General features: G+C 45.8%; 18 protein-coding genes. 13 read left to right on the top strand and 5 right to left on the bottom strand.

What is annotated here, in order from left to right:
* The first annotated feature begins 400 nt into the window (after positions 1 to 400).
* Positions 401 to 2,332: a beta-CASP ribonuclease aCPSF1 gene (locus tag VDIS_RS08255; protein WP_013336777.1), complete on the top strand. Its 1,932-nt coding sequence runs from the start codon at positions 401 to 403 to the stop codon at positions 2,330 to 2,332.
* Here VDIS_RS08255 and VDIS_RS08250 read toward each other — a convergent pair.
* Positions 2,298 to 4,211 carry a glycoside hydrolase family 15 protein gene (locus VDIS_RS08250; RefSeq protein ID WP_013336776.1) on the bottom strand — a complete coding sequence of 638 codons (1,914 nt, stop codon included), beginning with the start codon at positions 4,209 to 4,211 and terminating at the stop codon, positions 2,298 to 2,300. The two genes, VDIS_RS08255 and VDIS_RS08250, sit on opposite strands and share 35 nt — an antisense overlap.
* A 100-nt stretch (positions 4,212 to 4,311) precedes the next feature.
* Here VDIS_RS08250 and VDIS_RS08245 point away from each other — a divergent pair, with 100 nt between their 5' ends.
* The 6 genes from VDIS_RS08245 to VDIS_RS08220 all read left to right on the top strand — a co-directional run bounded on the left by VDIS_RS08245 (position 4,312) and on the right by VDIS_RS08220 (position 10,247).
* A complete protein-coding gene (locus VDIS_RS08245; RefSeq protein ID WP_013336775.1) occupies positions 4,312 to 5,154 on the top strand; it encodes a DMT family transporter in 843 nt (280 codons plus the stop codon).
* 203 nt (positions 5,155 to 5,357) lie between these two features.
* Positions 5,358 to 6,152, top strand: coding sequence for an AMP-binding protein (locus tag VDIS_RS08240; RefSeq protein WP_245522488.1), 795 nt, complete (start codon positions 5,358 to 5,360; stop codon positions 6,150 to 6,152).
* Positions 6,153 to 6,424: 272 nt separating this feature from the next.
* Positions 6,425 to 7,858 carry a hypothetical protein gene (locus VDIS_RS08235; protein ID WP_245522487.1) on the top strand — a complete coding sequence of 478 codons (1,434 nt, stop codon included), beginning with the start codon at positions 6,425 to 6,427 and terminating at the stop codon, positions 7,856 to 7,858.
* Positions 7,830 to 8,855 (top strand): AMP-binding protein, encoded by a 1,026-nt coding sequence (locus tag VDIS_RS08230; RefSeq protein WP_281041835.1) that lies wholly within the window; start codon positions 7,830 to 7,832, stop codon positions 8,853 to 8,855. Before VDIS_RS08235 ends, VDIS_RS08230 begins: the two co-directional genes overlap by 29 nt.
* Positions 8,856 to 8,911: 56 nt before the next feature.
* Positions 8,912 to 9,787 carry an ATPase domain-containing protein gene (locus tag VDIS_RS08225; protein ID WP_013336773.1) on the top strand — a complete coding sequence of 292 codons (876 nt, stop codon included), beginning with the start codon at positions 8,912 to 8,914 and terminating at the stop codon, positions 9,785 to 9,787.
* The gene (locus VDIS_RS08220) at positions 9,747 to 10,247 is read left to right on the top strand and encodes a hypothetical protein (protein ID WP_245522485.1); all 501 of its coding nucleotides are present in this window, start codon (positions 9,747 to 9,749) and stop codon (positions 10,245 to 10,247) included. The genes VDIS_RS08225 and VDIS_RS08220 overlap by 41 nt, the downstream gene beginning before the upstream one ends.
* Here the strand turns inward: VDIS_RS08220 and VDIS_RS08215 are convergent.
* Both VDIS_RS08215 and VDIS_RS08210 read right to left on the bottom strand, forming a co-directional pair.
* Positions 10,234 to 10,644: a Zn-ribbon domain-containing OB-fold protein gene (locus tag VDIS_RS08215; RefSeq protein ID WP_013336771.1), complete on the bottom strand. Its 411-nt coding sequence runs from the start codon at positions 10,642 to 10,644 to the stop codon at positions 10,234 to 10,236. The genes VDIS_RS08220 and VDIS_RS08215 overlap by 14 nt on opposite strands.
* Position 10,645: 1 nt before the next feature.
* The gene (locus tag VDIS_RS08210; protein WP_013336770.1) at positions 10,646 to 11,803 is read right to left on the bottom strand and encodes a thiolase C-terminal domain-containing protein; all 1,158 of its coding nucleotides are present in this window, start codon (positions 11,801 to 11,803) and stop codon (positions 10,646 to 10,648) included.
* 55 nt (positions 11,804 to 11,858) lie between these two features.
* Between VDIS_RS08210 and hmgA the strand changes: the two genes are divergently transcribed.
* The 5 genes from hmgA (at position 11,859) to VDIS_RS08185 (ending at position 15,766) form a co-directional block, all read left to right on the top strand.
* Positions 11,859 to 13,109, top strand: coding sequence for a hydroxymethylglutaryl-CoA reductase (NADPH) (gene hmgA / locus VDIS_RS08205; protein WP_013336769.1), 1,251 nt, complete (start codon positions 11,859 to 11,861; stop codon positions 13,107 to 13,109).
* Between the two features lie 106 nt (positions 13,110 to 13,215).
* Positions 13,216 to 13,635, top strand: coding sequence for a hypothetical protein (locus tag VDIS_RS08200; protein WP_013336768.1), 420 nt, complete (start codon positions 13,216 to 13,218; stop codon positions 13,633 to 13,635).
* Positions 13,636 to 13,703: 68 nt separating this feature from the next.
* Positions 13,704 to 14,315: a cysteine hydrolase family protein gene (locus VDIS_RS08195; RefSeq protein ID WP_052885809.1), complete on the top strand. Its 612-nt coding sequence runs from the start codon at positions 13,704 to 13,706 to the stop codon at positions 14,313 to 14,315.
* Positions 14,316 to 14,451: 136 nt separating this feature from the next.
* Positions 14,452 to 14,715 carry a hypothetical protein gene (locus VDIS_RS08190; RefSeq protein WP_013336766.1) on the top strand — a complete coding sequence of 88 codons (264 nt, stop codon included), beginning with the start codon at positions 14,452 to 14,454 and terminating at the stop codon, positions 14,713 to 14,715.
* Between the two features lie 37 nt (positions 14,716 to 14,752).
* The gene (locus VDIS_RS08185) at positions 14,753 to 15,766 is read left to right on the top strand and encodes a lysylphosphatidylglycerol synthase transmembrane domain-containing protein (RefSeq protein ID WP_013336765.1); all 1,014 of its coding nucleotides are present in this window, start codon (positions 14,753 to 14,755) and stop codon (positions 15,764 to 15,766) included.
* On the opposite strand, the gene VDIS_RS08180 is transcribed toward VDIS_RS08185, so the two are convergent.
* Both VDIS_RS08180 and VDIS_RS08175 read right to left on the bottom strand, forming a co-directional pair.
* A complete protein-coding gene (locus VDIS_RS08180; RefSeq protein ID WP_013336764.1) occupies positions 15,744 to 18,026 on the bottom strand; it encodes a DEAD/DEAH box helicase in 2,283 nt (760 codons plus the stop codon). The genes VDIS_RS08185 and VDIS_RS08180 overlap by 23 nt on opposite strands.
* A gap of 27 nt (positions 18,027 to 18,053) precedes the next feature.
* Positions 18,054 to 18,929 (bottom strand): hypothetical protein, encoded by an 876-nt coding sequence (locus tag VDIS_RS08175; protein ID WP_148678292.1) that lies wholly within the window; start codon positions 18,927 to 18,929, stop codon positions 18,054 to 18,056.
* 235 nt (positions 18,930 to 19,164) lie between these two features.
* On the opposite strand from VDIS_RS08175, the gene udp reads away from it, so the two are divergent.
* Entirely contained in the window at positions 19,165 to 19,998 is an 834-nt protein-coding gene (gene udp, locus VDIS_RS08170) for a uridine phosphorylase (RefSeq protein WP_013336762.1), read from the top strand.
* Positions 19,999 to 20,032: the final 34 nt, after the last annotated feature.

Here is a 20,032-nt window from a genome sequence, read left to right as displayed (position 1 = left end):
TAATAAATCACTATCGATCTAGTGCTAAATTTAATTAAGTATATAATTGAAAAACAATAAAACAAAGAACAAAACACAAACCCAGGAAAACAAAATAATATGCGATATATCATGAAAAGAATAAAAATATATCAACAATAGGTCCAACGGATAATTTCACACATTAGTTTATCGCTCGCACCCCTAATGAATATCATAACCTCAGCAAATATGTTGAGACAGTCTCACCATCAGCCCTAGCATCTACCCGTCTTGTATGTACTCTTTACGTTGCCTGCTGTCTTATTAGGTTTTCGTTATCGGATTTTTGAAACGCGCTACTTGTTATTTCCCATGCTCCTTTAGAGATAATTTTTTAAGTGCCTGCGGTATTCGTTCCTCAGTTCTTGAGGTTTTGAGTATGGCATCCTTGAAGGAGGAGATGGAGAAGAAGATTATGGAGATCCTACCGCCCGAAGCCAAGTTTTCTAGGGTGGACTTTGAGGGCCCCAACGTAATCATTTACGTGATGAACCCAAGGTACGTGATGGAGCATAGCGAGTATATAAAGACCCTCGCTAAGGAGTTGAAGAAGTACATAATCATTAGGGGTGATCCGAAGGTTAGGATTAAGGAGGTTGATAAGTTGAAGAGGGTCATTACAGACATGGTTACGAAGAGTGTTGGCTCGAATATAATCGATGACATAGTGGTTGATGAACCAACTGGTGAGGTGTATGTTTATTTGAAGAGGCCCGTTAGGGAGAGGAGTAAGTTGGAGAAGGAGATATTGGCTGAGACTGGTTGGAAGCCCTGGATAATACCCACGGCGCTGGAGATGGGCGCTGGATTGCCCAGGTCGGACATAGATGCCGTTAAGCAGATACAAATAGCCACAGCCAAGGATAGGCTTGAGTTCCTTAGGAGGCTTGGAATGAGGATTCATAGGGAGCCCGTGTATAAGGACGCTAGGATAACCGTTACAGGGCTGGGCGCTCAGATGGAGGTTGGTAGGAGCGCCATACTCGTTAGGACGAAGGAGAGCTCAATACTACTTGACTGCGGTGTTAAGCCTTCGAGCTCAGGCGATGAGGCGCCACTGCTTGATGAGGTGGACCTAGATACCCTGGATGCCGTGGTGATAACCCACGCGCACATGGATCACATTGGCTATGTACCGTACCTATTCAAGTATGGTTATAAGGGCCCGGTCTACATGACGGAGCCCACTAAGTACTTAATGGAGGTACTACTCACTGACTATATTGAGCAGGCGGAGTCCGAGGGTAGGGTACCACCCTACAGCAGGCAGGACCTTGCCCAGGCCCTCTACCACACGATAACCCTAAACTACGCCGACCACCCAACGGACATATCCCCGGACACAAAGCTCATGCTATTTGATGGCGGGCATGAGGTTGGCTCAGCCGTGGTACACCTACACATTGGTAATGGTCTTTACAACATTATTTACACTGGCGACATGAAGTATGGACCGACCAGGCTTTTGAACCCAGCACATAACAAGTTCAAGAGAGCCGAGCTATTAATTATGGAGAGCACCTACGGTGGTAAGGAGGATGTTCAGCCACCAAGGCAGGAAAGTGAGCAGAAACTCATTGACTTAGTCAAGCACACTGTTGAGCATGAGGGTAAGGTGTTAATCCCCGTGTTTAGCACGGGTAGGGCCCAGGAAATACTCCTGGTGCTTAATGAAGCCATTAATAATAAGCAATTGCCCAAAATCCCGATTTACGTCGATGGGATGGTCCTAGAGACGCTGAACGTTCACCTAATGTTCCCGGACTACCTAAACAGAGCGCTTAGGGAGATGATTTATGATGGAGTAAACCCATTCCTGAGCGAGTACGTTAAGCCAATCGAGAGGGCCAGAGACCCTGAGAAGCGTAAGGAGCAAGTCATGGAGATACTCCAGGGGCCGCCAGCCGTCATATTGGCTCCGCACGGCATGCTTAATGGAGGCCCAATAATGGACTACTTCGTGCATGCTGCCGAGGATGAGAGGAACATGCTGATCTTCGTGTCTTATCAGGCGGAAAACACGATTGGTAGGAGGATTCAGCAGGGAGAGAGGAAGTTAACGGTTAGGTACTACTCGGATAGGGTCACGCTTGATATTAAGATGAAGGTCGAGTCAATACCTGGGTTCTCGGGGCATAGTGATAGGAGGCAATTGATTAATTATGTGAGGAATATGGAGCCCAAGCCCCATAAGATAATGCTAGTTCACGGAGAGCCAAGTAAGATAATGAACCTAGCCCTAACCCTGGAGCTCCAGCTTAAGATACCGACCGTGTTCATGAATAATGGCGAGACCATAAGGCTTGTCTAGGGCCGGCCCTGCCATAGACCGCGAACATCACTATGGCGAGTAAAATTATTACCACGGCCACCAAGACCATAGTCGTGATCACGGGCTTATGCTGTGGCCTATAATTGAGGGCCGTGAGCACGTACATCGCGGCCGACCAAGTTAATGGGGATGTCGTAGGTAGTGGATAGCCAAGTCTTGGGTCAATTGCCTCAGGCAATAGGCCATGTTGCGAATGTTCAATACACCATGCCAATATATTGTACACACCCGTGTAGTTTCCAACATCATCATAGTACATGGCCAGGAATAACGTGGTTATCAACCATGGTGGGTCTGGCGCCGTACTGTCATAAAGGCTTGAATCGTAGTGATAATCATCGCCTGGGAACCTCGCTAACCCTCCATTAACCGTCAATACACGTGTTATGGTTTCGACCGTGCTTACAGCCCTAACACCACGTGGGTTTACCAGTCCCATGGCTATGGGTAGGATTACTGATGAGTCGGGTATTCCATTAGGTACGTAGGTCACCTGCGAACCGCCGCTTGTGTATACCACGGTGCTCGTGATTGCCTGTGAATAGAACTTGCCAGTGTAGAAGTACCTCTGTATTGTGGCGTTTAATTCATTGGCGGCCCTAAGTATCTCCGTGTTGTTAAGACCCAATACCCTATATATCTGTGCTGAGGCGTATAGGCCTAGGTCATCAATTGCCTGCGTCCAGAAGTTATAGGCGTAATTGCCCTCCCAAATGCTTAGGTCCTTAGGTATTAAACCATCATTCTCCTCAATGCTCTCTAACTCCCAACCTAGGGACTTATTGATGCAGGGTAGCACCGCCAGTAGGAATGACTTATTGTGCGTATACTCATAAAACTGCCAAACACCGATTTGGAACAGCCCAATACCGTCATACTCAGGAATGCCGAAGGTCTTGTCCAGTGTTCCGTACCAGAAGTTGTAACGCGTGTACCAAGTGCCGCTTGAGTTTTGGGCGTTGCACATCCATAACCAGTACTTCATTGCTGGTCCGTAATAACCGGCTGCCTGCAGTGCCATGGCTGCGAATGATGAATCCCTAACCCAGGTATAAAAGTACACGGGCTCCGGTGATGCGGCGAATTCCCCAGTGACTGGGTTTTGGTCGTCCATAAGCAGTAGGAGGCTCAGGTAGTACTCAGTGAGCAGTGCACCACTTAACCTGGGCTTCCTCGCCAACCCCAGCCAATTACTGACCTCGTTATTGTTGATATTCATTAATTCATTAATTGGAATTATCGATGTACCACCGAGGTTTAGAACCACGTATGTGTAGTTACCACTAATACTGAGCACGGTCCACCCATCCACATTGCTTACCGTAATCCCACTACCTGAGTATATACTGATTGTAAGCGGTGATTTTATGATCACGAATGTAGCATTAATTACCTGGTACATGTAAGAAGCCGGTATAAATACCTCAATGGCCAGTGGGTTTCTCGACCTGGTAATAATGGCTATGGTTGTGTAGTTTGGTGGTATGAATACCGACACCTCGCCATTACTGCCCCTGATAATGACCGTATTGTTGAGCGCTAGGTAGGCTTCACTGGTGTTTCCTAAGTTCGTGATGGTCACATTAATACTAAGTAGTCCATATTGCCCGTAAAATACCTGGAGGATTGACGGTGGCTTAGAGGATTCGCCATTTAATACTGGTTTTGGTATTGGGTAGCCAGTGGATACGTATATGCTCAGATTCCTCCAATTACTCAGCAATAGGTAGGCGGGTGATGATGAATTCGCCGGTATCTGAATTACGACCTGCCGTTGAGTTATTGACAGCACGATTACCAGTGCGCCAATAATTAATAATGCGATTCCAAGGATTAGGAAGACTATTCTCCAATTCATTGATTATTAGGATCACGAGAAACTTTAATACTTTATCTAACCCAACGTTCAATTAATGAATTAGGAGTATGCCTTTTAATGCTTGGGCTTTACACCCGTGATGAAGAATATGTTAGTCTACCTACTCGGCATTGCATTAGCCGTGGCAGCATCACTAGCCTGGGCAGTATCACCAATACTTTACAGGGTAGGCGCAACGGACAGCGCACTCGATGACTTAATATCGAATTCACTAGGCGCATTCGTACTTGCCGTGCCATTTATACTACTCAGACCACCATTAAACTATGGCGCCTGGCTCTATGGGACCCTCTTTGCGGTGCTCGGGCCTGTACTTGGAACATACGCATTCCTAATCTCACTTAGGTATGCTGATGTCGGTATTGCAAACGTAATCTCCTACGCTTACGTAGTTCTACTCCCAATAATACTACTCGTGATTAGCCCATCATACCTAACGTACGCGTGGCCCGCCATACTAATAATGATCGGTCTCTACTTAATAATGGGCTCCGGCAAAGGAACCTTTTACGGGTACTTCATGGCCCTCCTCTCAGCCATACTCTACGCCTTCTCCTTCCTAGCCCTGTACAGGGCCTATGAATACACGAGTCCCTGGGGCATAATATTCGTCAGAGGCGTCACCCTAATGATTGGCGCATTAATGCTGAAGATGGCTATTGAGGGCTTCAAAGTTAAAATCAGCGGTAAGGTTTTCCTCGCCGGATTAATTAGTTACGGCGTTGGAGGTCCCCTATACGTACTATCCGTGGATTACGCAGGGATTGCGGTACCAACGTTAATAACGGCACTATCACCCGTAATCACCGAGGTCCTGGCAATAACCAAGCTTAAGGAGAAACTGAACCTAAAATCAACGCTGGGCTTTGTAGCCGTCATAACGGGCATAATAATTGCATCATTAATCGGCCTTCAAGCTTAAAATTCCCGAATAAAAATAATTACTCTAGTGATGATGGGTCGATGATATGGATGACCGGTGATTTAGGAAGAGACGAGCTGATTAATAATTTTTATTTTTAACATACTACAGCACTTATTGATCTAATATGCTAATTCACTTAATGAATATACTATTAAGATAATAAGATAAAATTTATTAATATCAAGAACCACTAAGTTATAATGGCTAGCGTAGTTCTTGACGAGTTCCTTAAACAGAGAAACATGCTCTTAAATGCGGGTAGTTATGAGGAGGCTAAGGCGAACTTCCGGTGGCCACCGCCTGGCGAGTTTAATTGGGCTGTGGATTACTTCGATAAGCATCTTGCAGAGACAGCCACAAACCCCGCCCTCGTATACATAAATGATGAGCTATTTAAGACCGGTGATTCCAGGATCTTTAGTTACCCCGAGCTTAGGGCCAGATCTAACAGACTAGCCAACGCACTCACCGAGCTGGGCATTGGCCGTGGAGATGTCGTCATGGTGATGCTCAACAACAGACCTGAGCTCTTTGAGACCTTCCTGGCGCTCATGAAGATGGGCGCCGTGATTGCGCCAGCCACCACACTGTTATTACCGGCGGATATTGAGGATAGGGCTGCGAGGGCGCACTTCAAGGCAATAATCGCCGACCCAGAGGTTGTTAACAAGATTAACCAGGTTAGGGATAGGCTTGAGAAGCTTGGTGTTAAGTATTTCATAACCCTCGGTAAGCCAGGCCCTGGTTGGCTCGACTATTACGAATTAACGAGTGGTAAGTCTGAGAACTTCCAGGGAGTTAGGACTAAAACCGATGAATTGTTACTTGTCTATTTCACGTCTGGTACGACGGCTAAGCCGAAGATGGTAATGCACACCCACTCAAGCTACCCAATCGGCCACCTAACAACGATGTACTGGGTGGGTGCCAAGCCCGGTTATAGACACATGAACATCTCAAGCCCTGGCATTCTCGGTTATCTCAGTGGTTCGTGAAAATCAATAAATAAGAAGGTATTTTCCCCTCATTATCCTCACGATTTATTACATTTTGTTTTTGCCTTGCTGCTTTTAGTTTATTGCTTATGTGGGTGCTGACTGTGGATTGGTTGTGCTCCGTGCATGACCTTACGCCCTTAGGTGCTTGGTTTCTTTCAATTATGTGCTTAACTCAATTCAGCACTGGGTCGGTAGTGACTTATTAGCCTTGTTGGGATTAGTCCCATGGATGTACCATGGCTCTTAACGGCTTGAGGATTTGCTGGGGCGTGAAGGTAAGGGGTAATAAGCGGCTTCAATGCGGTGAGTCCGTCAACGACCCAAAAACAATCGAGGAAGTAATGAAGTTAATCAATGAGTTCCTTAGGAGGGTGGAGAAGCACAAAGGCGTGCTATTAAGTGAGTCGGTAACGCCGTTCGATAAAACAATCAACGAACTAGATACTTGGCTAACGAGCATGGAGGAGAAGGCCAAGGAGAACAATGACCCAACCATCGCCGAACTGAGGAAGGCAATGATCGAGGCAGCCAAGAAGATGATTGAGCTCGTGAGGCAAGCACGAGAAAAGTGGCTGAGGACTTATCGAAGAGAGCTTGAGGAATTGATTGAAAAGTTAAGGAGAGGTGAGGCAACAATAATCATGCGAGGCGAGCCATTTAACGAGAATGAATCGTTTATAATATACATATATACGGAACATTTAACAATCAGGATGCACAAAATGGCTAAGGAGAAGGGTATAACAATGGCTATAGCATTAAAGAAACTAAAAGGTATACACGTTATTACGCCTAACACGCTGAAAAATAACATATCCAAAGCAATAAGATACGGTCTGTTACTAACAGATGGATCAGTTATCCAAAACCGTCCAGAAATGAGTACAGTTTATCTCTGGCAATCAATTATTTGGGCGCTAGCATGGTCAAATAAAGTATATATACATATAGATAACGTAAATATTAACAATGATATTAAAGTTAAATTATGCTTAGTTTCCATTAACAATAAAGTCAAAGATAAGATTAAGATTGTTAGGAAGATTCTCAATATGAATGAGAAAGACTTTCTAATCTTTTTATTGGCCGCCGTTTTCGGAGACGGCAATATCGATATTGAAAAAAGGAGAGTCAGACTTACAATAGGCGATTCGAAATATGAGACGTGGGGTAATATAACTAAAAGGTTAAGGGAATGCGGATTTGACGAAGACGATAAAAAAGACGTGAAAGTTTTCGAAATTAGGTCCTTCAAGGCCGTAGCCCTTGCTCAGAGATGGCTCAATAACCAAGAAGTTGCAACTATAATCAAGGATTTAAGCGCTTTGCCGGATGGGGAAAAATTAAGGAATTTAATAATGCTAGCAAATATAAGAGTCAAGCAAAAAGGCAGATGGTCAATTAGTATAATTGATAGCATATCAATGAACGTCCACGTGAGACAAGACGGCTCAGTGGAGTTAAGGACTAACCGTAAGAGTTTCGAGGATGCTAAGGCAATTTGGGAAAAACTTCGAGGTGCTAATTACGAAGCCGAATTAAGTAAGCAGGGCAAGAAGTTCGTAGTCTACATGAACATGAGTACAATTAAGAAATACCCAGAGCTGGTCATTAAAGTCTGCGAAGTGCTTAAAAGAATGCGCGAAGAAGCAACCAAGGCAATGAGGAGGCTAAATTGCCCCGCCCAGGGCCCATGGGCCTAAAACCTCACATTCTCGGGCTAAGTGGGCTTGGTCGACATTCTTCGCAGCCTTCAATGCTGGTGCCACTACCGTGGTTTATGACTATAGTGGTAGGTTTAGTGCGGCTAATCATTTGAAGATTCTTGAGAATTACGGTGTTGACACACTATGTGCGCCACCAACTGTTTGGCGTATGATAATTCTCGAGGACTTAACGAAGTATAACTTAGAGAAGATTAAGAGCTTCGTGAGCGCCGGCGAGCCGCTTAATCCAGAGGTAATTGAGCGTGTCTACAAGGCCACGGGTAAGTACATACGTGATGGCTATGGGCAGACGGAGACCACGCTCATGGTTGGTAACTTCCCCGGCATGAAGATTAAGCCTGGCTCAATGGGTAAACCAGCCCCTGGCTATGACGTAGTCCTCGTTGATGAGGATGGGAATCCCGTGGGTATTAATAAGGATGGGCACATAACCGTTAGGACTAGCCCAAGGCCGATTGGCCTAATGGTTGGTTATGATGATGAAAATAAGAATAGGGAGGTGTTTAGGCTCGGCCTGTACTTCACGGGTGATGTGGCTTTCATGGATGAGGAGGGTTACCTATACTTCGTTGGCCGTGCGGACGACGTATTCAAGTCAAGCGACTATAGGATTAGCCCGTTTGAACTGGAGAGTGACTTATTGAAGCACCCGGCCGTTGCTGAGGCTGCCGTGGTCCCAAGCCCAGACCCGATAAGGGGCTTTATACCAAAGGCGTACATTGTCCTTAAGCCAGGCTACACACCAAGTAAGGATTTGGCCCATGACATATTCAAGTTCATTAGGCTTAACATAGCGCCGTATAAGAGGCCCAGAGCTATTGAGTTCGTGCCTGAACTACCTAAGACAATCAGCGGTAAGATCAGGCGTGTTGAACTTAGGGGCCTTGAACGTGAGAAGAGAAGCAAGGGTATTAGGGGTGAGCATGAGTACTTTGAAGATGACTTCCCAGACATTAAGCAGATGAGAGTGTAATATGGCTAAGTCATTATTAAAATGATTTTTAAATTCGGCAATATCTCTCTTCCCCAATGTCCAGCGCAGTAAGGAGAATTAGCCTTGGGATTAATTGGCTTGACTATGCACTGCTTGGTGGTGTGCCAAGGGGTAACTGGCTTCTAGTGACTGGAGAGCCAGGTGTTGGTAAGTCCATCCTCACGATACAGGCTGCGGGGGCTAATGTGGATGCAATGCCTGTGGTTTACGTGAGTACGGAGACCAGGTTCTTCGATGTTGTTAGGCAGGCTAAACAATTCAATATTGACCTAAGTGATGCGGTTAGTCTTGCCGATGTACTGGCTGGGAAGGTCAAGGACGTGAAGACGAACCTAGTCGTGATTGACCTCTTCGGCTTGGCTAGGGAGTATAGGGAGTTGCTTAGGGCTGGTGAGGATGAGGAGGGTAAGGCTAAGGCTAAGTCGCCATTGAGTATGGAGGTCGTGATCTCAGCAATAGAGAGGGCTTACGAGGTCCTCGGCGTTAGCGAGGAGGGTAAGATAACGAGGGATGTCCTAGTCATCATCGACTCCCTAGCACCAATGTGGGCTCATGCCCCGGCAATGGCCAGGTTAATCACTTATCGACTGAGGCAGAGGCTGTATAGGAGTAACGTCACTGTAATTATGACGAATCAATTCGCGCCAACCACCGGTATGACCTTCGGGTTTGGCGCCGAGCATATTGCAGATGCCATCATCCACATGTGGATTGAGCAGCCAGAGAGGAAGAAGGAGATTGAGCGTTGGCTCATTATAAAGAAGGCGAGGCTCACTAACCACTATAGGAAGGCTATGAAGTATGAGATTGAGCCTGGCAAGGGATTAACACTTATAGAGCCCAGTATTGAGGAGTTGAAGAAGTGGTTTGATGAGTATGCAGGTAAGCAGGGATCAAGTGAAGAGGAGTGAGTGTAGTCAAGAGGTAATAGGTGCCATGGAGGATTTCCTATGGACACTAATCGGCAGTGGCAATAGGGAGAGCATAGTGAGTAGGTTAATGGCTTGTGGCGATTATGCTAAGCCTTACCTAGATGTCGTCAACGGTAATGACCTAAGTAACACGATATCCGCCGCGGTGTCATATTACCAATACGTCAGGTTGGTCAGAGGTGAGGTGCGAATAAATAGGGATTACCTGGCGGATATTGATGATGATCTCGTAAATCCTGCCACGGTATATTCCTACATAGTCGACCGTATGACTCATGCATTGAAGGCTCAGGATTACGTAACCGCAGGCTTCCTGGCGGACTTGGCATTCATTGCTAGGTCATACATGCTCTGCGTGAGTAATGGCGGCTCCTGTGATTGGATTAGGAGGGCGTTTAAGGTGAGGGTTTTGATTCTTAGGAGATTTAGCAATTATTGATTGGTCTGAACTTATAGCCGTAGTTTATTAGGCCGTATGTGCCATCCATCTTAACCATCCTAAACACAACCTCAACATCAATGCCAGGACTCAGCTTTTCGGGGTTCATGCAATCCACTATTTGCCCAACAACCTTAACGCCGCCAAGATCCACCACACCTATGATCAGAGGCTTCATCTTCTCAAACTCAACGGGCACTGAATAAAGCACGGTGAAGTTCAGGAGCTTGCCGGTGCTTGGTAATGGGTATGGCTTAAACTCCCTAGAACCGCACTCGCACACGGCCCTTGGTGGGAAGTATATTCGACCACACTTAACGCATTGAATACCCTCGAGCCTGTAGTACTGGGGCATCCTCCTCCAGTACCTTGGTATGGATAGTCTCTGGTCCACCATGTCAGCTCACCCTCCTGAGTATTATCGATGTTGATATCAGGTCAAAACCGGCCATATCCTGGACAATTCCCAATTCAGCCCTACCCAGCGACTCAAAGGGCTTTACATTCATCAACTCCATAACCATCAACGCTAATTCATACATACCCGATGCCCCGCCAGGGAATCCCATGGCTTTAAGCCCACCGCTGGCATTAACAATTAATTTATTACCCGCGTCCAACGCGCCCGTGGATAGTAGCCTCGGTGTCTCACCAAGCCTCACGAGACCCATCGACTCCAGAGCCAGCATGCCAAGTATGCTATACGTGTCATGAACCTCCGCCAGGTTTATGTCATTTATTGAAACGTGAGCCATCCTAAGGGCCATGTTTGTGGCATCCCTAACGGAGTAAAGCTCCGTCAAAGAATCCCTCTGGCCCAGGTAAGTACCATAGGCACCAACGCCAATACCATCAATCCTAATCACAGCATCACTCTTAATGGGCCTATTACACAGTATTACTGCGGCTGATCCATCCACGGCAGGCGCGACGTCATAAAGCCTCAGTGGGTCCGCAACGACCTCTGACTCAAGCACGTCCTTAAGCGTTGCCTGCTTCTTCATGTATGCAAGTGGGTTCTTGCTACCTCTCTCATGCATTTTTATTGGCCATATTGCCAGGTCCTCATAGTCGTAGCCATACTTGATCATGTACTCCTTCATTGCCATCGCCGCCTGTGCCGCCGGTGTCACTCCGAAGAAGCCCTCATACTCGTAGTCGGTTATTGTGGATAGGGCCTTATTCAACTTAACATTAACGACGTCATGCATCTTCTCAACACCAACAACCGCAACGCAATCGTAGATCCCCGCCTTAACCATGTTATAGGCCTCCAGAACCGCGATACCACTTGACCCATCACCACTCTCAATCCTAATGGCCGGTATCCTCCTAAGGCCAACGTAGTCTGCAAGGTAAGCCCCGAGAACGCTTTGATCCTGAAGCACCTCAGAGAAGGCGTTGGCCACGTATATTGCGCCTAGGTTGGCATTACCGACTTGATCAAGGACCTTCAGAAATGCATCGGCGAATAACTCCTTCAGTCCTTTCTCATAATGCCTACCGCCTGGCACCAGGGAGTGGGCTACGACATATACTTCTGTCGTATTAAACACCAGCAGTTGCCATAAATGTGAAGTTTTTAAATATTCCCTGGATATAGCCCATATAATGGTTGAGGAAATAAGCCTTGAGGACATATTCACAAAGATTGACAGAGGTGAATTGAAACTTCACGAGCTAGACAAGCTCTTTAATGACTCGAATAAGGCAACCGAAGTCAGGAGGAGGTATATCGAGAGTAGGGTTAATGTGAAGCTCGAGAATGTCAGTAAGACGGTCATAGACTTTAACACGGTGGTCGGTAGGAATATAGAAAACACGATAGGCGCTGCGCAGGTACCAATAGGAATTGCGGGGCCGTTGAGGGTAATTGGCGATTACGCCAACGGACTTTACTACATACCACTGGCGACCACGGAAGGCGCATTGGTGGCCTCTGTGAATAGGGGCGCTAAGATCGTCACTGAGGCAGGTGGTGCCAGGAGCAAGGTCATTAATGATGGTATGACCAGGGCTCCAGTAATTGCGGTGCCAAGTGTAATTGATGCTGTTGAGCTTGTTAATTGGGTTAATGAGCACTTCAATGAGGTTAAGAGCGTGGCTGAGTCAACCAGTAGGCATGCGAAGTTAGTGAGTATTCAACCGTTTATTGTTGGTAATAATGTTTGGCTTAGATTTAAGTTCACGACTGGAGATGCGATGGGTATGAACATGGTGACGATAGCCACCGACAAGGCCGTTAAGTACATACTTAGCAACTTCCCAAAGGCGCGCCTAGTCGCACTTAGTGGTAATATGTGTGTTGATAAGAAGGCCAACGCCGTAAACTTCCTACTCGGTAGGGGTAAGACCGTGATTAGCGAGGCCGTAATACCAAGAAGCACCCTGGAGAAGTGGGGTGTCACGGCGGAGGACGTTGCCGAGGTCAACAATAGGAAGAACCTACTTGGCTCTGCGTTGGCTCATTCATACGGCTTCAACGCCCACTTCGCTAATATAATTGCGGCGATATTCATAGCCACTGGGCAGGATGTGGCCCAGGTTGTTGAGTCTAGCATGGGTATTACCTGGATGGAATCCCTCGATAATGGAGACCTCTACGTATCAGTTACATTGCCGAGTCTCGAGGTTGGCACTGTGGGTGGTGGTACTGGGTTGCCGACGCAGAGAGAGATGCTTCAAATGCTTGGTGTTTATGGCTCTGGAAACCCGCCTGGAACCAATGCCCTGAAGTTTGCGGAGATAGTGGCAGCTGCCGTACTTGCTGGCGAGGTTAATTTAGTGCTTGCCTTGGCAAGGGATGAGTTGGCTAGGGCTCATGAAATGCTTGGTAGGGCTGGTAAGAGGAGTGGTACGTAGGGTTTTAGGTATTATAAATCTATTTTTTGTCTACATATTACTACGTACTCTCTATAGTACATAAATTGAAGCGATAAGGCTTATAAAGAGTTGCGCTAGCAATTCTATGGGGATTAGTTTGGTAATTTATGTTTCTCCCGATAAAAAGGTCGTTGAGAAGACGCTTCAAACCGAGCTTAAGCGGATAATGCTTAGTGAGTTGATAGACGGCGAAGTAATTATTGGCGCCGCCATTATTGATTCAAACGGCATCCCACTTATTTATCATATCCCAAACACCCTCACCGTCAAATCCCTCAAAAACCTCCTTTCCCTCATAGAGTTCGTCGATCATACCGCTAAAATCAATGATGACCTCCTTGGTCCATATCAATACCTCATAATTCGCTTCTCAAACTTCAAAATCGCCTTCTTTGAAATGGGCTCCAAGGGCTGGTTGATGGTTTTCGTAAACCCTGTTTGGCACGTTGAGAATGTGATGTCGAAGATCAAGCAGTTTATGCTTAAGGTTCAAAGAATGATTTAAAATCAATGCGGCATTTTGGTAAAAATTGCCGCCTCAAATATATTAGGGGCATCATTAATTCTGGACCGATGTCAAAGATAACGGCTACGGTTAAGGTACCTGAAATAGAAATTAAGGAGGAAGTCTCACTACCGGCCTCAAGCACTGCCGTGATAGTTGTCGATATGCAGAATGACTTCGTAAAACCAAATGGTAAGCTCTACGTACCGACGGCACAAGCCACAATACCAGCAATAAGGAAGTTACTAACGAAAGCTAGAGACGCCAATGTACCCGTAATATACACCCAAGACTGGCACTTCAAGAACGACCCCGAGTTTAGAATATGGGGTGAGCACTGCGTCATGGGCACGTGGGGTGCAGAAATAGTTGATGAGCTTAAGCCCTTGCCGGATGACATAGTTATAAGGAAGCATAGGTACGACGCATTCTTCGGCACAGACCTAGATTACGTACTTAGACATATCGTCCATGCAACGAACTTAGTAATAGTGGGTACAGTGGCTAACATATGCGTGCTACACACGGCAGGTAGCGCAGCGCTCAATTGGTATAACGTGGTTGTGCCTATTGATGGCATCTCCGCACTTAATGAATTCGATTACTATGCTGCACTTAGGCAAATAGCATTCCTATACACAGGCACTCTCACTAAGGTTGATGGCATTAAATTCGTATAGACTTATAATTGACCTTACCCATAATTAATTTTTAATATTGTTATCATCTTTGAGAAATCACTTTGATTTAATGTACTTAATTTACGTAATTCATTTTGAGAAAAATTTAAATATATGAGAAGCAAGAGATAAATAGATGGGTCAGAACTTCGATGTTAAGATTGAGGATATAATTAAGGTACTGCTTTACAGCGACTCTCACTGGATTAATTACCTGAGAAATATTGACTTTGGAGAGAGGACAAAGATTATTCATGAGGCAGTCAATGCAGTCCTCCCTGACTTTGTTGATTGCGTTAATAAGTCCCTGGATAGTGATGTGCCTAGATTAATGTTTGTTGGGTGCTTTGACATGGTATGGCAAAGAAGAATTATATTAGGGATTAGGATTACTGTGTGAAAGTCTTTAAAACGGTATGTAATTAGCCAAGATTAGATTGGTTAGGCATAATAGTATTAGCGGTGGTGATTGGCGTAGGGATGCGGCATTCATAGGCATTTCTATAGCCGTAATAATAGCAACAATATTAATATTAATAAGGTCGGGACTGGCAAGCAGTAGGTATGAGGCCCCGAAATACCCACTCTATTTAATAATTTCTGAAATAATATACTTGGCACAATTATCGCTCGTTGGTCTTAGACTTAGCATAATATTCAATAGGGGCATGGGCTATAGGGTAGGGACTACAGAACTCATTAAGATAGCCGCTGCGCAGACGTTCACGTCATTATTAATACCTGGATTCTACATTGGTGGTGAGGCTGTCTCAATAGCCTACCTAACACTTAAAGGGTTACCAACGACTAGGGCTACGGAGGGCATAGTGCTTCGTTATACAGTTGATACGATAACATTGACGTCCATAGTACTCATGTTTTACATGTTTAGTCTTGCCGTAGTTCCCTACATAGCGTTCATAATGGCATTAATACTGCTCCTGGTATATATTGTGTTGTTCATAGCGATAGTAAGTGCGAGACTTGGTAGGTATATTGAGGGTTTATTCAGGTTTATTAATTCACAGGTAAAGATTGCGAGTAACTTTATATTGATAAATGCTAGTGAGGTCTATGGTCTTAAACTCTCGCTTATTGATTACTTAATAATTTTCCTAGTATCAATTGTTCAGTGGGTGCTGTCGGGGCTTAACGTAATGATGATATTCTATGCCTTTGGTGCTCACATAAATGTATTAACGGGGATCTTAATTTCATCCTCATACATAGTACTTACGTACATATCGGTATTACCTGGCTCAGCGGGTATTGGCGAACTTGCTAACCTATACATACTAAATAGCCTTGGGCTTGGTAATTATTACTTAATGTATGATGTTTGGTTTAGGGTAGTTACGTACATAGTGCCATTAATAATACTCATGCCTGCCTTTCTCAGTATATCAAGGAAATTAACAATGATTAACACTAATCATAAGACCCCTCGTTAGGTAATTCAGTAATTCTTGACGATACACCCTTAATTATCGCGTCAATAACCCTTATGGCATTCCTCCTTGATAGGTAATGATTATCATTGCCGCAATACGGCGAGTAAACACATTTAGGACAACCATCAATACACGTGCAGTGTGTTAATACGTTAAGGGATATCTTAAGCACTTCATCAATATTCTTAAGGAGCATTTTAGCGGTGCCTGAACCGCCTGGGTATGAATCATAAATTATTATATGCCCAGTTGGGTATGAGATACCACCTAGATCCGTGGGCCCTGCCCCAACCACATTCTCCCCAACCATGATCATTATGTGCTCAGCCGCATGGTAAGCCCTGCCTCTCTCAACGACGTCCACATTCTCAAATGGACTGAAGGTTATGAAGGGCGCGTAGATGATTATGCCCTTTGTTCTGAACTCATACGTGAATGACTCATTGAATTCCCTCCTCTCCACAACCTCACCACTACCGAATCTCTTAACCACGTAACCATGAACCACCTCCTTAATTGTTAACCGAACGTATTGATAGGGCACGGACTTTATGAAACCCTCCTCAAGTACTTCATCAATCTTAGGTTCAGAGATGTAGAGCGCCGTTGTGTAAAGATCGTAGTCGTTCGGTAACCTTCTCACGTGGGCTGTTCTGCTTCCAAGGTCGAGTTTATAGACCTCGTAGACCCTACCACCATGAAGATAAATGGCACCGTCATGAAGCTCCCTTAGTGCCATCGGTAATTCTCTATGGCCGATTACCCTCCTACCCTCGACTATCTTAACAACATCGCCAATACCCCTAATGCCATGCATTGCCTTAGCGACCTCACGACCCTTACTACTCACTACATAGTAATTACCCCTAACCTCAACTAAACCCTCACTGACCAAGGACTTAAGCACCTCCTCACAGTAAAGATCCACTGAGCTGCTCCTCACAGGCCTTTCATAAGCCATCAATAGGCAGTGCCTCTTGGCAATCTCGTCATTCCTCCACTCAACGTACAGATCCTCTGGCTTCCTCATGTAGAACTCACGTGGATTTGAACTATAGTAGGTGCTCATTGGGTCATCCCCAAGGACCTGAATCACGTAAGCCCTCTGACCCCTCCTACCAACTCTACCACTCCTCTGCAGGTACTTTGAGTAGCTGGGTGGTATTGTCGCCATGACGGCCACATCCGCATCGCCAACGTCAATACCCATTTCTAGAGTCGGCGTAGTCAGGAGCACTAAGTACCTGCCCTCCCTAAACCCATCCTCAACCTCATGCCTCTCCTCAATGGTGAGCCCAGCCCTATGAACCCTAACCCTATCACCAAACCCGGCCTTGTCGACAAATCTCTTAATCAACTCCACAAACCTATGGCTATCAGCAAAGACCAGGCACTTCATACCCCTCCTAACACACACCCTAGCCAACTCAGCAGCCTCAGCAAGCCTACCCCTGCTTATCGGGCTAACCAGTACGTGCCTAACTAAGCCCCTCCTACCCTCTGGACCCCTAATTAACCTAACATCATCAACACCGAGCAACTCCCGGGCAAAATCAACTGGGTTGCCAACCGTGGCTGTGGAAACAACGAACTGATAATTCCTCATGAACCTCCTCATCCTCTTGAGCACGTAATGAACATGGGCTCCAAAAACGCCATTATATACATGGAAATCATCTAGTACGACCACGCCATAATTACGTAGTAAATCCCTGAACTTACCAACGTGAGTTAAGGCCTCACTAACCATGTCAGGGTTTGTGATAAGTATGTCGGGTGGTGAGGAATATATCTTAGACCTAATGTCGCTTGGCGTATCACCATCATAAGGCATCACGGACACGTTGATGGCCGTGAAGTACCTCTGCATCCTGAGTAGTTGATCCCTGGCGAGGGCCTTTGTTGGGTACATAATCATTGCCTTAATGCCCTCCCTACCAATCATCGTTATTAACGGTAGTAGGAATGCCTCGGTCTTACCAACGCCAGTCCCTGCCATTATTACCGTATTATTCCCATTAATAATTGATTGATAAGCCTCCCACTGAAAGTCGTAAAGTCTATCAATCCCAAAACTCCTCAACTTGTCTATTAATTCCTTCGGCAGGTCTAAACTATCAATTGGTGGGCCATAACTCGGCTCTGAGGGTTTGTCCTCATGAACGTAAAGGATCATCCTAGCCCTATCACTACCTAATTCACCGATGAATTCGTCCTCAAGCATGTACTTAGCGACTGTTAACCTATCGCCTCTAATCATTATACTATACTAACAACATGAAATGTCTCAGTAATTAATAACTTTGGGTGGGCTTAACCGCATATACTTAATCTCATCACTCGCCTTAAGCCTCAGTACCTTTGGCTCGATTACCGTAAACTTATCCCAACGCTTAATAACGGGTCTTAGCCTATTACCGCACCTCGGGCACTTCCTCATTTCGCCCTCGGTCTCAAAATCAATGTAGCAACTAACGCACCTAAACACATTAAGCGCCCTGTGGTCATCAAAGCCCAGTGAGACCAGGCTTGGTATCTCCATAACCACCACACCATCGACTACATCCTGCAATTCCTCAATAACTTCCCTCCTCAGTGATGAATTATCGAGCATTACTAAGAACTCTTTATTACCATAGACCGACCTAAGCATATCCCTAACGCGTAATAGCCAGTTCCTGTCAATGACGGCATCCTTAATGATGATGCCGTATGCCCTAATTGAATGCTGATGAGGCATATCAGGGCTTATGACTATGTAATTCACAGAATTCTCACCAACCCTCTGATTAACGTGCACAGTATCTATGAGGTCACTATTAACATTTACAATGTCATCTACAAACACTCCATCCGCACCACCAGCCAATGCCGCCCTGATAAAGTCATTCATTGGTTCGGGAATTGCTGAACCATGGATAAAGACCCTAAGACCAACCCTCTTGATCCACGCAACCACGCTCGCCAACGATATCAACTGCCTAAGCCTACTCAATAACTGCCTAAGTACATCACCACTAACACTGCCCAACTCAACTATGGGTTCAGGCGGTGCTACCGGCGTGGCATCCCTAACGTACTTAACAACCTCCAATCCCTCAAATAGCCATGAGCCGACAAACATGCACCAGGGCAGTCCACACCACTTAATGAATACCCTCACATTGCGGGTCTAGTTCTCATCATTATTAACCTTGCTCTTAGTACTTGACCTCAACCCAGGGATTTACCAAACCAATAATGAAAGACTGACCTAGTGGGAACAGCCGTGAACTTCACGTTAAAGCCCTCATAGATTATGCCACGCACGCCATCTGTTCCAAGTCGAAGCACTAATTCCTGACCCGTTTTACTTATGTGATGGTAATTCTTTAAAAAATACCATCGCCAATTGGCCAATGTCCGCACTAAGACCAACAGTGGGTACAAAGGTATACCACTTAATGGCTGGTCCCGGTGACATAGCACCATACGTATTAACACCAGGCGACCCTGACAGGGTACCCAGGATCGCCAGGTACTGGGATTCTGCCCGCGCCGTGGCAACGCATAGGGAGTACGTAACCTACACAGGCACTTACAAGGGCGCCCCAATATCGGCTGTATCCACTGGGATTGGTGGGCCTGCGGCGGCAATAGCCATCGAGGAATTACTTACTCTCGGCGCAAATACCTTCATTAGGGTTGGCACGACTGGGGCACTACATGAGTGGATTAGGGTTGGTGACGTCATCATTAATACCGGTGCCGTTAGATTTGACGGAGCAAGCAATGCCTACGCAATGCCTGAATACCCGGCAGTGGCCAGCTACGACGTGGTTCTAGCCCTTATAACAGCTGCAGAGATGCTTGGCGTTAAATATCACGTTGGATTAACAGCATCCACGGCGGACTTCTACGTGGGCCAGGGCAGACCAGGATTCAGGGACTATCAACCACCCTGGTCAAGAGATATTGTTGATACATTATCCTCAATGAACGTGCTAAACTTCGAGATGGAGGCCGCAACCATATACACAATAGCCAACATACATGGAGCAAGGGCTGGGGGCATCATGGCAGTAATAGCTAATAGAAAGACTAACGAATTTGTGCCAGATGCCGGAGTCGAAGATGCGATAAAGGTGGCTAATGAAGCCGTTAGGATACTCTACGAGTGGGATACCATCAAGTCTAACATGGGGCTTAAGTACTTAACAATGAACGTAATTAAGGAGTGGGTTAAAAGGTGAATTGCTAGGGGATTTTTACTATTGTTGAAACTTT

This window comes from Vulcanisaeta distributa DSM 14429, assembly GCF_000148385.1.
Lineage (GTDB): Archaea > Thermoproteota > Thermoprotei > Thermoproteales > Thermocladiaceae > Vulcanisaeta > Vulcanisaeta distributa.
The sequence above is the reverse complement of the archived record's forward strand: the minus strand, read 5'-3'. Positions and strand labels throughout refer to the sequence as shown.